The organism is Gluconobacter sp. P5B12, assembly GCF_018812035.1.
Taxonomy (GTDB): domain Bacteria; phylum Pseudomonadota; class Alphaproteobacteria; order Acetobacterales; family Acetobacteraceae; genus Gluconobacter.
Map to the genome: position 1 here is coordinate 437,681 of NZ_JACRVV010000001.1, position 13,270 is coordinate 450,950.

Annotated in this window: 14 protein-coding genes; 6 read left to right on the forward strand and 8 right to left on the reverse strand. The window is 57.4% G+C overall.

Features of this window, described 5'->3' with window-relative positions; genetic code table 11:
• Positions 1 to 23: 23 nt before the first annotated feature.
• Both KP702_RS01975 and cysS read right to left on the reverse strand, forming a co-directional pair.
• On the reverse strand, positions 24 to 800 hold the full coding sequence (locus KP702_RS01975) for an RNA methyltransferase (protein ID WP_010501168.1): 777 nt from the start codon (positions 798 to 800) through the stop codon (positions 24 to 26).
• A 4-nt stretch (positions 801 to 804) separates the two neighbouring features.
• Positions 805 to 2,163, reverse strand: a complete 1,359-nt coding sequence (gene cysS / locus KP702_RS01980) for a cysteine--tRNA ligase (RefSeq protein ID WP_202206441.1) — start codon at positions 2,161 to 2,163, stop codon at positions 805 to 807.
• A gap of 87 nt (positions 2,164 to 2,250) precedes the next feature.
• Between cysS and KP702_RS01985 the strand changes: the two genes are divergently transcribed.
• Positions 2,251 to 3,633, forward strand: a complete 1,383-nt coding sequence (locus tag KP702_RS01985; protein WP_202206442.1) for an MATE family efflux transporter — start codon at positions 2,251 to 2,253, stop codon at positions 3,631 to 3,633.
• Here the strand turns inward: KP702_RS01985 and KP702_RS01990 are convergent.
• Together KP702_RS01990 and KP702_RS01995 are read right to left on the reverse strand one after the other, a co-directional pair.
• Entirely contained in the window at positions 3,596 to 4,840 is a 1,245-nt protein-coding gene (locus tag KP702_RS01990) for an MFS transporter (protein ID WP_202206443.1), read from the reverse strand. The genes KP702_RS01985 and KP702_RS01990 overlap by 38 nt on opposite strands.
• A gap of 57 nt (positions 4,841 to 4,897) precedes the next feature.
• Positions 4,898 to 5,368 (reverse strand): BON domain-containing protein, encoded by a 471-nt coding sequence (locus tag KP702_RS01995; protein ID WP_202206444.1) that lies wholly within the window; start codon positions 5,366 to 5,368, stop codon positions 4,898 to 4,900.
• Between the two features lie 347 nt (positions 5,369 to 5,715).
• Here KP702_RS01995 and rpsD point away from each other — a divergent pair, with 347 nt between their 5' ends.
• The 5 genes from rpsD (at position 5,716) to KP702_RS02015 (ending at position 9,657) form a co-directional block, all read left to right on the forward strand.
• Positions 5,716 to 6,333 carry a 30S ribosomal protein S4 gene (gene rpsD, locus KP702_RS02000; protein ID WP_007282513.1) on the forward strand — a complete coding sequence of 206 codons (618 nt, stop codon included), beginning with the start codon at positions 5,716 to 5,718 and terminating at the stop codon, positions 6,331 to 6,333.
• Positions 6,334 to 6,529: 196 nt separating this feature from the next.
• Positions 6,530 to 6,655 carry a hypothetical protein gene (locus tag KP702_RS16375; RefSeq protein ID WP_255494174.1) on the forward strand — a complete coding sequence of 42 codons (126 nt, stop codon included), beginning with the start codon at positions 6,530 to 6,532 and terminating at the stop codon, positions 6,653 to 6,655.
• Between the two features lie 14 nt (positions 6,656 to 6,669).
• Positions 6,670 to 6,930, forward strand: a complete 261-nt coding sequence (locus KP702_RS02005) for a hypothetical protein (protein WP_237389830.1) — start codon at positions 6,670 to 6,672, stop codon at positions 6,928 to 6,930.
• Positions 6,931 to 7,137: 207 nt separating this feature from the next.
• Positions 7,138 to 8,685, forward strand: a complete 1,548-nt coding sequence (locus tag KP702_RS02010; protein WP_202206445.1) for a peptide chain release factor 3 — start codon at positions 7,138 to 7,140, stop codon at positions 8,683 to 8,685.
• Between the two features lie 114 nt (positions 8,686 to 8,799).
• Complete coding sequence (locus tag KP702_RS02015) at positions 8,800 to 9,657, forward strand: PhzF family phenazine biosynthesis protein (protein WP_202206446.1); 858 nt, start codon at positions 8,800 to 8,802, stop codon at positions 9,655 to 9,657.
• 3 nt (positions 9,658 to 9,660) lie between these two features.
• On the opposite strand, the gene mtnK is transcribed toward KP702_RS02015, so the two are convergent.
• The 4 genes from mtnK to KP702_RS02035 form a co-directional block, all read right to left on the reverse strand.
• On the reverse strand, positions 9,661 to 10,851 hold the full coding sequence (mtnK, locus tag KP702_RS02020) for an S-methyl-5-thioribose kinase (RefSeq protein ID WP_202206447.1): 1,191 nt from the start codon (positions 10,849 to 10,851) through the stop codon (positions 9,661 to 9,663).
• Positions 10,851 to 11,543: a hypothetical protein gene (locus tag KP702_RS02025; protein ID WP_215768430.1), complete on the reverse strand. Its 693-nt coding sequence runs from the start codon at positions 11,541 to 11,543 to the stop codon at positions 10,851 to 10,853. Before KP702_RS02025 ends, mtnK begins: the two co-directional genes overlap by 1 nt.
• 88 nt (positions 11,544 to 11,631) lie before the next feature.
• Positions 11,632 to 12,477, reverse strand: coding sequence for an endonuclease/exonuclease/phosphatase family protein (locus tag KP702_RS02030; protein ID WP_202206784.1), 846 nt, complete (start codon positions 12,475 to 12,477; stop codon positions 11,632 to 11,634).
• A 14-nt stretch (positions 12,478 to 12,491) separates the two neighbouring features.
• The gene (locus KP702_RS02035) at positions 12,492 to 13,175 is read right to left on the reverse strand and encodes a carbonic anhydrase (RefSeq protein ID WP_086634437.1); all 684 of its coding nucleotides are present in this window, start codon (positions 13,173 to 13,175) and stop codon (positions 12,492 to 12,494) included.
• Positions 13,176 to 13,270: the final 95 nt, after the last annotated feature.

Genomic DNA, 13,270 nt, shown 5'->3' on the forward strand with positions numbered 1-13,270 from the left:
TGTGTCGCCAGTGGATCATGGTCTTACCGTCTTGCCTTTCTGGCGCTGACCAGTTCGCTGACCACGCCATGGAGCGTGCGAAGTTCCTGTTCGGTGACTTCGCCTCGTGTGAAGAAATGCCGCAGATTGCGGATCATGCCCGGTTTCTTCTGCTCGTTGCGCAGGAAGCCACAGTCATCAAGTTCCCGCAGCAGATGGGACATGAAGTTTTCCAGCTCGCCCTTGGTGGCCACATGCGTCTCATTGGTCATGAGGTCACGCGGGGGCGTCATGTCTTCGGTCAGATACCACTCATAGGCCATGACGAGCACGGCCTGTGCGAGGTTGAGAGACATGAACTTCGGATTGAGCGGGTAACGCACCAGCGTATCGGCGCGGGCCATGTCTTCGACGTCGAGGCCAGCGCGCTCCGGCCCGAACAGGATGCCGGTGCGCAGGCCGCGCGTAGAGGCCACACGGAGTTCTGCTGCCGCGCCGCGTGCGGTCATGACTGGCTTCACAACATGGCGGGGGCGGGGGCACGTGGCGAAGACGCGGTGCAGGTCAGCCACGGCCTCATCCACCGTCTCGAAAACCTGTGCGTTGTCGAGGATGCGATGGGCGCCGGAAGATGCAGGCCATGCGCGTTCCTGTGGCCAGCCGTCCCGCGGAGCCACAATGCGCAAATGGAACAGCCCGCCATTCGCCATGGCCCGAGCTGTTGTACCGATATTTTCGGCGAGCTGTGGCCGCACAAGAATGACAACGGGATCAAATTCGCCGATCGGTTCCAGATCGGCGCCACCATCACGTCCGGTCATGGGATTATGCCTTCCGCCATGTGGTGCCACCGGGGCCGTCTTCCAGCGTGATGCCGTCTGCGGCAAGCTGGTTCCGGATTTCATCCGCGCGGGCAAAGTTACGGGCTTTGCGGGCTGCCAGACGTTCCTCGATCAGCTCTTCGATGGCGGATGCATCAACGCCTGAGCGGAACCATTCAGCCGGGGAAACCTGGAACAGACCAAGCTGTTTGCCAGCGGCCAGAAGACCAGAGGCAGCTTGCTGATCGCCTTGCATGGCAGCGTCTGCCAGCGGGTGAAGGGCTGCGATGGCGAGTGGTGTGTTCAGGTCGTCGCACAGCGCGTCCAGCACGGTTGCTGGAACGTCTGCGCCCTGTTGGGCATCACCGCGCTCAAGGGCGCGATAGAGACGATCCAGAACGCGACGTGCTTCTTCCAGCTTCTCCCAGGTGAAATCCAGCGTCGAACGATAATGGGCGCCTAGATAGAGCAGGCGCAGTGGTTCAGCCGGGGATTTTTCCAGAACTTCACGGATGGTGAAGAAATTGCCCAAAGACTTGGACATCTTCTCTCCATTGGAGAGCAGCATGCCGTTATGGAGCCAGTGCGTGGCGAATTTGCTGCCCGGATAGCAGCACAGAGACTGCGCACGTTCGTTTTCATGGTGTGGGAAAAGCAGATCGTCGCCGCCGCCATGAATGTCGAAGCTGTCTCCCAGATACCGGTGAGACATGGCGGAGCATTCGATGTGCCAGCCGGGGCGACCACGGCCATAGGGGCTGTCCCAGCCGGGCTGATCCGGGGTGGACGGCTTCCAGAGCACGAAATCGCCGGGGTCACGTTTGTAGGGCGCTACTTCGACGCGGGCACCAGCGATCATGTCATCCAGCGAGCGGCCGGAAAGTTCGCCATAAGACGGGAAGTTCCGGACCGCGAACAGAACGTGCCCTTCGGCTTCATACGCATGCCCGTTTTCGACCAAGCGCCCGATCATTGCCAGCATCTCACCAATATGGTGGGTCGCGCGGGGTTCGATATCCGGCGGCAGAATCCCGAGTGACGCCAAATCTTCATGAAAGGCTTCAGTCGTACGGGCGGTCAGGGCAGAGATGTCCTCACCGTTCTCCTTCGCGCGTGCTGTGATCTTGTCGTCCACGTCCGTAACGTTGCGGACGTAAGTGACGCGTGGATACAGCACACGGAGCAGTCGGATCAGGATATCGGCGCCCATCATAGCGCGCAGATTGCCCAGATGCGCCCGGTCATAGACTGTGGGTCCACAGAAATAGACCCGCACATTCTGCGGATCGAGTGGTGTGAACAGTCGCTTTTCGCGCGCGTGGGTGTCGTGCAGACGGAGCACGTGAGGAACGGGATCGGCCATAGATGGGATCAATGCGCCAGCCACCGTTTTGGTGCAACAGGCTTTGTTACTCTTGTCTGTATGATCTTCACTGCGATAGTGAGGCTTATGTGTAGAACCTTCAAAGATCCGACTTCCTCACGCGGGCATGCTCTTGCCCTGCTGCGCGTGGCTCTTCCGCTTGCACTTTCCCAGCTTTCCGAAATGTCCATGGGCGTGACGGACACCATTCTTTTGGGTGGTCTGGGGGTAGCTGAAGTGGCCGTCGGTGGTCTGGCCAATACTTTTTTCTTCACCACCATGGTGACCTGCCAGACCATTCTGGGCGGAGCGGGCGTTCTTCTCTCTCATGGTCGTGGGGCGGAAGATCACGGCCGGGATTCTCATGACGGTCGCAGTGTCATGAGCGCCGCGTTCGTTCTGGCGCTCCTGATCTTCATCCCCTGTGCATTGCTATTGTGGTTTGTGCAGCCATTGTTTGCGTGGCTGGCGGAACCTGGGGATGTGGTAACGCAGGGCAGCCACTTCATTCACATTCTTCTGCTGTCCCTGCTGCCGGATCTTGCCGTAATCGGCGTGCTGCGTGTGGCGCTCCCATCGCTTGGTGCGGAGACGCTTCTGCTGTGGATCATGCCTGCCATGGCGATCTGCAATGGCATCACCAATGCGGCGCTTATTCATGGATGGTTCGGGCTGCCTGCGATGGGGATGTATGGCTCCGCCACAGCCACAACTCTGACAGGCTGGGCGATCAGTTTTGCCCTGACCGGATTGTGTCTGATGCATCCGCGAGTGCGGGCCGTTATGAAGCCAGCCCCTGTGCGCTGGCCTATCATGAAGGAGCTGTTGAAGCTCGGTTTGCCCATGATGATGGGAGCAGCGGCCGAAATTCTCATGTTTCAGATCACAAGCCTTCGGGCGGGGCAGCTTGGAACCCAAAGCCTTGCGGCCCATCAGGTTGCAGTGAACGTCAGTGCACTGCTGTTCATGGTGTGTCTGGCGATTGGTCAGGCCACCAATGTCCGCGTGGCGTACTGGCGTGGGTCTGGCCGGATGGATCAGAGCCGCAGGGCTGCCTGGACCGGGATCTGGGTAGTACTGGTCTGGTCCGTGCTGTCGTCAGCCTTGTTGCTGATCTGGCCGGAGAAGATCGTGAGCCTTTATTTCACGGGTCATGCCCCGGATCCGGCTACGGCTGCGCTGGTGATCACGCTGATGAAGATTGCCGGGATCTACCAGATTGTGGACGGACTTCAGGTTGTGTTTAGTGGCGCCCTGCGAGGCTGCGGTGATGCCGTGTGGCCGATGGTAATTGCTGTCACGAACTATGGCCTGATCGGCCTTGTCTTTGGCGGATGGTTGGCCTTCCAGCAGCACTGGGGTGCGGAAGGCCTTTGGGTTGGTATGGCGGCAGCGCTCACAGTCAGCTCTGTTGCTTTGGGAGTTCGGCTTTTCAGCGTGATGCGGAAAGCCGAGCCTGTGCCATCGTAATCAGATAGGCCACGAACCCAGCTGCGGAGAGGAGCGCGGCGCCCCAGCCGATCGATCCCAGACCGTGCCCTGAACTGACCAGATAGGCCCCGAGCCATGTGCCCGCGGCGTTGGCAATGTTGAAGGCCGAATTGTTCAGCGACGCCGCAAGGGTCTGTGCATCGCCCGCGACTTCCATCAGATGCGTCTGAATGGCGGGAGAAATGCCGATCAGTGTTGCCGGGATCAGGAACGTGATCAGCAGCATGGCGACAGCAGACGGCAAGAGCAGCCAGAACCCGATCATGAACACGCAGCTGGCTGCGAGGGAGAACAAGATCGTTCGGTTGATATTCCGGTCCGCCATGGCGCCACCGAATGAATTGCCAGCAACCATGCCGAGCCCCCAGACGATCTGATAAAGCGCAACGGCCCAGTCCGGGAGATGCGTTACGTCTGACAGGGCAGTCGTGAGGAACGTGTAAACTGCGAAGAGGCCGCCAAAGCCGATAGCGCTTGTCAGAAGTGTCAGGAGCACCTGAGGCCGTTTGAAAGCGCTAAGTTCAGCCAGCGCATTTGCGTCTGGATGGGGTTTGTCGCGTGGGGCGAAGTACCAGAGTGCCAGGAAGCAGAGCAGTCCGAGCACCGATATGACGCCATAGGCCACGCGCCAGCCAAGATGATTGGCGGCGTAAGTGGATAAAGGTGATCCCACGACTGTGGAGATCATGATGCCTGAGAGAACACGCCCTACGGCCCGACCGCGCCTTGCGCGCTCAACCATGGACGCACCAACAAGAGCCGAAACACCAAAGAAGGCACCATGAGGAAGCCCGGTGATGAAGCGCATGACTTCAATGTCGAGCAGGTTCGGCATCAGGATCGTGCCGATATTCCCCACAAGGAACAGCACAAGCATGGCCAGCAGGAGTGTGCGACGGGGGAGTTTTGCACCAGCAACCGCAATAAGGGGGGCTCCGACCACGACGCCCAGCGCATAGGCTGAAATGACGGAACTGGCGCGGGAAATGGAAATACCAAGAGAATGGGAGAATTCGGGCAGAAGGCCCATCATGGCGAATTCGCCAGTCCCAATCGTAAATGTCGCCAGCATGAGAGCAAACATGGCTGGCTCGACACCGTGGGGTGGGCGCACCCGCTCGACATCGACTGGTTCGATTAATTCCATAAGGAAAAGGTCCGGAATAGGGGGAAACCCACCTACCATCCGGACCCTGAAAAGCTAGCCGGACACACTCACATGGAAGCGTCCGGGCCGGTCAGCTCAATTCTCCGTTGGCAGGCGAATTGTCTGGCCCGGATAGATGTCATCCTTGCTCGTGACAAGCGGTTGATTTGCATCAAGCAGCTCATCGCCAGAAATATCTTCCGGTAGCTTCTCAGCCACTTCATCAAGGTTCTGACTTGTCTTGATTTCGAGGAACTTCGGATCAGGCGTACCGGGGGGCACCTGGATTTCCGCTTCGACAGCAGCCACGCCTGCGACGTTGCCCGCCGTGAGGATCATCTGGTCACGGGCTTTGGCGGAATCGGCCTTGCCACGCAGATAGATCGTGCGGTCATCAATCACGAGATGCGACATGTGCATCTGTGCGAGGCCGAATCTCTTGAAGGCGCGCTTGATGGCGCTCTCGCCTGGCTTGGGCGGGGGCGGTGAATCCAGAGACTGGATCAGCCCTTCGAGGGAACCCTCGGCAATGCGGCCAGCCTTGGGATTGAAGCGATAGATTTTCATGGGCAAACTCAAAAAGACATGGCTCCCGGATTCAGGGGGAGTACCAGACCGTTAGCGCAAATCCCCAGGGAAGGGTTGCGCGCTTTATAGGCCTCCGATGTGAGAAAATAACAAGGGTCAGAATCGTCCTTTCATTGACATGACAGAGTGAGACCTGTTAGGCGCGGGTCCACTGCCGGAAACGTGGACGTACCGGCCGGACCAATAAAGCGGGTTTCTGTACCCCGCGGGCTCCGGTTTTTGGGTGCGCGCCCGTCTTTCCCAATTCGGGGAGAGGCCTACCGGTGCAACAAAACGGCTCGCCATGCAGCATGGGGCGAGCCTGATGTATGAACAGGGGTTAACCCATGTCAAAGCGTCTTGAGAGCAAGTACAAGATCAATCGCCGTCTCGGCGTAAACCTTTGGGGCCGTGCAAAGTCCCCTGTGAACCGTCGTGAATACGGTCCGGGTCAGCATGGTCAGCGTCGTAAGCAGAAGCCTTCTGACTTCTCCATCCAGCTGATGGCCAAGCAGAAGCTCAAGGGCTACTACGGCAACATCAGCGAGAAGCAGTTCCGCAAGTACTACGACGAAGCCGTCCGTCGTAAGGGTGATACCTCCGAGAACCTGATCGGTCTGCTGGAGCGTCGTCTGGACGCCGTTGTGTACCGTCTGAAGTTCGCGATCACGCCGTTCGCAGCACGTCAGTTCATCAGCCATGGCCACGTTACGGTCAACGGCAAGAAGGTGAACATTCCGTCCTACCTCGTGAAGGAAGGCGACGTCATCGAAGTGCGCGAGAAGTCCAAGCACCTCGCCATCGTTCTCGACTCCGTGCAGACGGGCGAGCGCGACACGCCGGAATACGTTGAAGTCGATCACCGCCAGATGAAGGGTACGTTCCTGCGTACGCCGGTTCTCTCTGACGTGCCGTATCCGGTGCAGATGGAACCGAACCTGGTTGTCGAGTTCTACTCCCGCTAATTCCGATCACGGGCTTTCGGGCCTCGATCAGAACGCGACCGGAAAACGCCGGATGGGTCTCCCATCCGGCGTTTTTTGTTTTGTGTTTCGAGAAGATTAAAGAGACTGCGCAGGATTGCGCTGTCCTGCCTTGAAAATGTATCAATACATTTCTGAGTGATGCCTCGTGTATCGCGTGAAGCGGAGGCAATGGAAGATGCGTGTTGGGCTCGGTGTGGTTCTGATCTGTACTGTAGTCTGCTGCCCGGCTGACGCGCGTGGGATCAACACCTTTGTGCCTCCGTCTTTTGCCATGCTCCAGTTTCAAGGCGCTATGATGTAACATCACGGCAAGTCATGCCGGGTGCGTATATAGAAGCGCCTCAACCTCGAATTATTGTGCCACCCGCTCTGACCTGGACGGCCAGTGGTAAGGTGTTCCAGTTTCTGAGGCGTCAGTTTTCCGGAAATGGTTCAGATCGTGCGGGCGTGGGCAGGGTTCCTGCGGTGCATGATCCCGTTTCTGGGAGTGCGATCGGACAGTTTGGGGAAGCCTATGCCCAATCCAGCCCGATGGGGACAACGGGGATTGCGCCACATGGGAATACTGTGAACTGATTTCCGCTTCGTAGAAGCAAAAATTCGCGGAAAAGACCCGTTAGATGAGGGAATGCTTGACGGCAAAAGCGGTCTTCTGCACATTGCGCCTCCCGATGGGTAAGGCTTCCATGAGGGCTGTCCTCTGTATTTGCTAACAGGCTATGTGTCTGTCTGGACGTCGCGAAAGCTCCAGTCCCGGATTTTTTCTACGTTGCCGGAGGCATCATGTCAGAGGCGCTGAGCGCTGAAATTACCCGCGAGATCGCTCGTCGGCGTACGTTTGCCATTATTTCCCATCCAGATGCCGGTAAGACGACCCTGACGGAACGTATCCTTCGTGCGGGTGGCGCTATCCAGCTTGCAGGTAACGTGCGTGCCAAGGGTGAGCGGCGGCGTACCAAGTCTGACTGGATGGGCATTGAACGGGACCGTGGCATTTCCGTCGTGACGTCGGTCATGACGTTTGAATACGGTGACTGCGTTTTCAACCTGCTTGATACGCCGGGTCATGAAGACTTCTCTGAAGACACCTATCGTACACTGACGGCTGTGGACTGTGCGGTCATGGTGATCGATGCCGCGAAGGGCATTGAAGACCGGACACGCAAGCTGTTCGAGATCTGCCGCCTTCGCGATATTCCGATTATCACGTTCATCAACAAGATGGACCGTGAGGCGCAGGACTGCTTTGCGCTTCTGGACGAGATTTCCAACTCTCTTGCTTTGGACGTTTCGCCTGCTACGTGGCCAATTGGCCGTGCTGCGACGTTTATCGGCACGTTTGATATCCGCACGCGTGAAGTTCACACCAAGGATGCGGTTGATGAGACGGATCCGCGGATGGTGCAGCTCCGGGAAGATCTGGAACTGGTAGAAGCCGCTCTACCTGAATTCGATCGTGAGTCCTTTGATGCCGGGCATTTGTCTCCGGTGTTCTTTGGTTCGGCCATGAAAGAAATCGGTGTGACCGATCTTCTGGATGCGCTTGTTGCTTACGGCCCGGCTCCGCGTGCCCAACCGACAGAAACCCGTGAAGTTCAGGCCAGTGAACAGCAGGTGACGGCGCTGATTTTCAAGATTCAGGCCAACATGGATCCAAACCATCGCGATCGTATGGCTTTCGCGCGTGTGTGTTCGGGACGTCTGACGCGCGGGATGCGCCTGAAGCATGTGCGGACTGGCAAACAGTTTGCCCTTCATACGCCGCAGTTCTTCTTTGCGCGTGATCGCCAGTTGGCTGAAGAAGCCTTTGGCGGAGACGTGGTTGGGATTCCGAACCATGGTACATTGCGTATTGGCGATACGCTGAGCGAGAGCGAAGAACTGCGTTTCACGGGGGTACCACACTTCGCGCCTGAAATTCTGCGTCGTGTTCGTCTTGATGATGCCATGAAAGCCAAGAAGCTGCGTCAGGCTCTGGTGGAACTGGCTGAGGAAGGCGTCGTACAGCTTTTCCGTCCGCAGGATGGTCTGCCGCCGATCGTCGGTGTTGTGGGCACGCTACAGCTGGATGTGCTTCAGTCTCGGCTGAAAGGAGAGTACAGCGTGTCCATCGGGTTTGAGAGCACACCGTTCACATTGGCGCGCTGGATCACGGGTAGCCGCGAGAAAATCGAGGCGTTCATGATGGTGAATCGCTCATCCATGGCGGACGATCTGGATGGGGACCCGGTTTTTCTCGCCAGTTCCTCTTTCATGATGCGTCGCACCATCGAAATGAACCCTGATCTGGCATTTCATGACATCAAACAGATCGGTCTGGCACCGGTCTGATTTTCAAACCTCGCTCCTGCACAGGGAGCGAGGTTTTTTTATCGTGATTGTCGCGCGTGGTTTCTGTGCCTACTCTCCTTGCTTAAGCAAAATGAAAAGAGTGAGGCTGCGGCCATGTTGCATGAAAATCTGTCGGATTGTTCGGGAAAATTCTCTTTTCGACAGGTTGATGTTTTTTCGTCTCGCCCCCTCAAAGGTAATCCGTTGGCTGTTGTTCTGGAGGCCGATGGCTTTCCGGAACAGAAGATGGGAGCTTTTGCCAACTGGATGAATCTGAGCGAAACGAGCTTTCTGCTTCGGCCCATAAATCCGCAGGCTGACTATCGTGTCCGGATATTTACGCCATCTGGCGAATTGCCATTTGCAGGGCATCCAACGTTGGGGAGCTGTCATGCCTGGCTGACTTCCACCGCCCCGTCAGAAGGGCGAGATATTGTTCAGGAGTGCGGTGCGGGGCTGGTCAGGATTCGGCGAGAGAGCGGTAGACTTGCTTTCGCGGGGCCGCCCCTTATTCGAACGGGTGCCGTTGAAGAGGATGTACTGGCGCGCATCAAGTTGGGTCTTGGAGTGTCGGATGCCGATGTTGTTGCCGCGCAGTGGGTGGATAACGGCCCCGGATGGCTTGCTCTTCTTCTGAAAAGCCACACGACAGCACTGGCGCTGAAACCGGATTTTGCAATGATTGCGGGTATTCGTGTGGGTATCGTTGCGCCTGTACAGGCCGGAGATACCGACTTCGAAGTTCGAGCGTTTTCTGCCGCCGGCTTTGAAGACCCGGTCACGGGAAGCCTGAATGCTGGTATCGCGCAGTGGCTTATCAAGAGTGGAATTGCGCCGTCTTCTTATACGGCGCGGCAGGGAACGGTTTTAGGGCGGGAGGGGACGGTGTACGTCACCCAGGATGGCAATGATATCTGGATTGGCGGACATGTTGTGACCTGCATCGAAGGTCAGTTGTCTCTGGAGGAATGACCCTTATGTAAGTTTCAGAAGGGCCAGAAGACCCTCTGGCGATGTTACGCTTGGTGCTTCACAGATGAGGCGCCGACCGGCCTGAAGAGCTTTACGACGCGCCTCCGTACGACTTTCTGGCGTGGAGCAAAGCGTATAATCCGCGACTTGAGCGAACCCGATAGTCCGGCGGATCATTTCGAGACCACAGAAACCGACTGTGTCCCGTAGAATGTTCGTCAGGAAATCTTCAAGCATCTCTTCGCGCTGAGTATCGTCTGATAACCCCCAGACGTCTCCACCGCCCGTTTTCAGCAGAGCGCGGAGTTCATTTTTAAAGCTGCCCCAGAACGCGATGATCTCGGTTCTAATGAAATCCTGCTTGTGTGGTGCGGCGCAGGCGTGAAGGGCCAGATTGCCCAGATAAAGCCCGCAATCGAAGCCGACTGGGCCCATCGTGGCGAACTCGCCGTCAATCACGCGGACATCATCGCGATGTAACATGATGGAGCCTGTATGGAGGTCTCCATGCAAAAGGGCTTGTCTTGCCGTCAGGAAGCGATCCTGAAGTGTGCCGACTGCACGGTGAAGGAGCTTATCAGCCTGCAGGGCTTGCACATCTGGCAGAAGAGCTGCTTCGGGCTCCTGGTTGCGGGAGCAAGGGCAGAATGGGTCGGTGAGGATCAGATCGACAGTGATGCGGGTTAGGGCCGTGTTGCCCGAAAACTCCTCCAGGAGTTTTGAGCCGACTTCAAAGGGGCGACTGATCCAACTCGTTGCATGTACGCCCCGGGCGACATACTGGCCGATGCTGGCAGAAAAACCTGGTTGCGCGTCATCGCGGATCAGGGCCGAGCGTAGGACCTCATGTGGCGTCAGGCATTCCATGACGAGCAGGAACATTTCATCATCGTAGAAATACAGCTCTGGCGCGGCTGGGCGAACCGCGTCTGCCGTCGCGCGCATATAACGGGCTTCATACAGCGCACGTTCCAGAGGCATAGGCCATTCTGGTGCCACGCGAACATGAGGCAGAGCCTGCTTGCAGCAAAGCTGCCCATCCGGACCGGCCACAATAAAAACCGTGTTCAGATTACCGTCGCTGACTTCGCGGATCGTCCAGTCTGCCGGGTTTCCACCAAGGCGGGATGCAAGATCGGCATGCTCTGTCAGCCAGTGTCGAAGGCTGGAAGTATCGAGAGTGAAATAAGGCATCAGGACAGTTCCAGCAGAGCGGCCAGGGTCGGGACCATTGGGCCTTCAGGTGTGTGGTCTGGGCGGATCAGGTGCAGTGCGCCGTATTCGACGTTGCCCTGTTCGCAGCATCGCTTCTGAAGGTCCTCAAAAGTCAGGGAGACGTCAATGCGCATCCCGATATCCACGATATGCGATGAGGGATGCTCGCAGGCCAAAAGGGACGGTCCAACCCTGCATTCCGCTGGGACGAGCCCAAGTTCTTCTTCACATTCCGCCAGAAGCTGCATTGAGAGATCTATGGTGCTCTCCTGCGCTCGGCTTTCAACATTTCCTGCTGGAGCGCCCTGCCAGTATCCGGGAAGGTAGATCGAGGTCTCAGCGCGTCTGCCAATGACAATGCCGTCTGGCGTAAACATCAGCCCCACAACGGCTAGTGGTCGCAGGGTGTGCGGTCCATAAATGTCTGGCTCTTTCATCTGTGCAAGAACGCGACGGTATTCGGACCAGTGGCCGTGAATGCGGGCTGGGGTGATTTCATCGGCACAGAAGACGCGGCCATTGTAGAGGTTGGGATACGCCGCAAGTGCCTTGGCCCAGACGCGCGAGACAGCCTCTTCCTGCTCCGTTGTCAGGGCAGGGAGAGGGCGGTCAGCCAACACCCGTACATCTGGCTGAAGTGGTGTGATGGGCCAGGATAGGGACTGCGACATGTTGGAACCTTGAACGATGGGCGGGAAGCACATGCCTTCATGGGGCATAATTCCGTTCTGGAAAACACTTTCCCCGATGTCGCCTCGGTCAAGGCAGATGCAGGCGCACCGAAACGGGGCAGTGGTCAGACAATCCTTCCGGCGCACTATCGTTTTGATAGGTCATAACCCGTAGACTCTCCGGGACGAGCCAACTGCGGGCTTCGTTACCAAGGAGGATGTGGTCGATGAAGTACTCTCCATTCCAGCAGGGGCTGGCTTTGCCTGCTGTGGTGAGAAGAACGGGCGCATCATGCTTGATCTGCTGCATGAGTGGGTCGTGCATGGTCAGGCGGCGGTTGAAGTCACCGAGAACAGCATAGGGTTCTCCTTCGTCCTGACGCTCTGCAATCCAGTCTTCCAGGACTTGGAACTGTTGATACAGGGTCGGGCAGGAATGTTTGCGCTGAGTGAGAGGCTGATCCCAGCAGCCGGTTTTTAGATGCACAACCAGAATACGGAGATGGCTTTTCCCGTCTGATACCGTGACATCAAGTCCGGTTCTCAGATGGTGGGGCGCATCGGGAGCGGTAACATCCAGGGCTGAGAGTTCTTCATTCACCGTCACGTTCAGCGGGCGTCTGACGGCTAGGCCGACACGCTGGATAACGGGCGCGTTGGACAGAATGATCTGGTAGGTTTGGGGATCAAAAACCTGCGCGGCAGGTTCGGGGCCGTCCACTTCCTGAAAGGCAATAAGATCTGCGTTCAGATGGGTCGCGTATTGGTGCAGCCGAATGAAGTCGCGGGGTTTACGACCGTGAACATCGTCGGGGAGTGCTGGATCTCCCGTCTGGCGAAGGGAGAGCCAGTCCAGATTCCAGGTTGAGAGCTTGATGTCTCTGGCTTGGGCTGGAAAAGCCTCGCCGCATAGAAAACATGCGGCGAGGGTCAGTGCGGAAAGAAACCTCAGACGGCTTCTTTCTGTGTTGCGCCCATTTCCGAAAGAACGCTTTCGATGGAGCGGGTCGTGCGGGTTTTCTCATCCAGAATGAGAATTTCACCCTTCGGAATGTCGTAGAACCAGCCCTGCAGGGTCAGTGTGCCCTGAGAAAGGGCGCGAACGACCGCCGGGTGTGTTCTCAGGTGAGCAAGCTGAAGCAGGACGTTGTATTCTGCCAGCTGGCGGATGTCCGCCGGGCCGGCATCGTCTGCCTTCAGATCACCCATGGCCGCGCGTGCTGCTTCTGCGTTGCGCAGCCAGCTGCGAACGGTTGGAAGAGCGTCCAGCTTCGGCGCGTTCAGATCCAGCAGGGCGTTCATGGCGCCGCAGTTGGAGTGGCCGCAGATGACGACGTTCTTTACCTTGAGTGCCGCAACTGCATACTCGATGGCAGAAGAAACGCCACCCAGCATTTCACCGTAAGCCGGCACGATGTTGCCAACATTCCGGACAATGAACAGTTCACCCGGTTCAGTCTGGGTGATGAGGCTCGGGCTGATCCGACTGTCGGCGCAGGTGATGAACAGCGTGGAAGGAGACTGGCTGGAGGCCAGGCTCTCAAAAAGCTCCGCACTGTCAGGATAGACGTCCGTCTCAAATGTACGGACACCGCTCAGCAGTTTTGCCAGAGTATCACGACCACAGGCCATGGTGTTCTCCTTTTTATAAACTAGTGAGCAGTTAGGAGGCTTTGTCAGGGCAGGTAAAGCAGTAAAACGGTAGTCTCATGATTTGTTACTGCCCT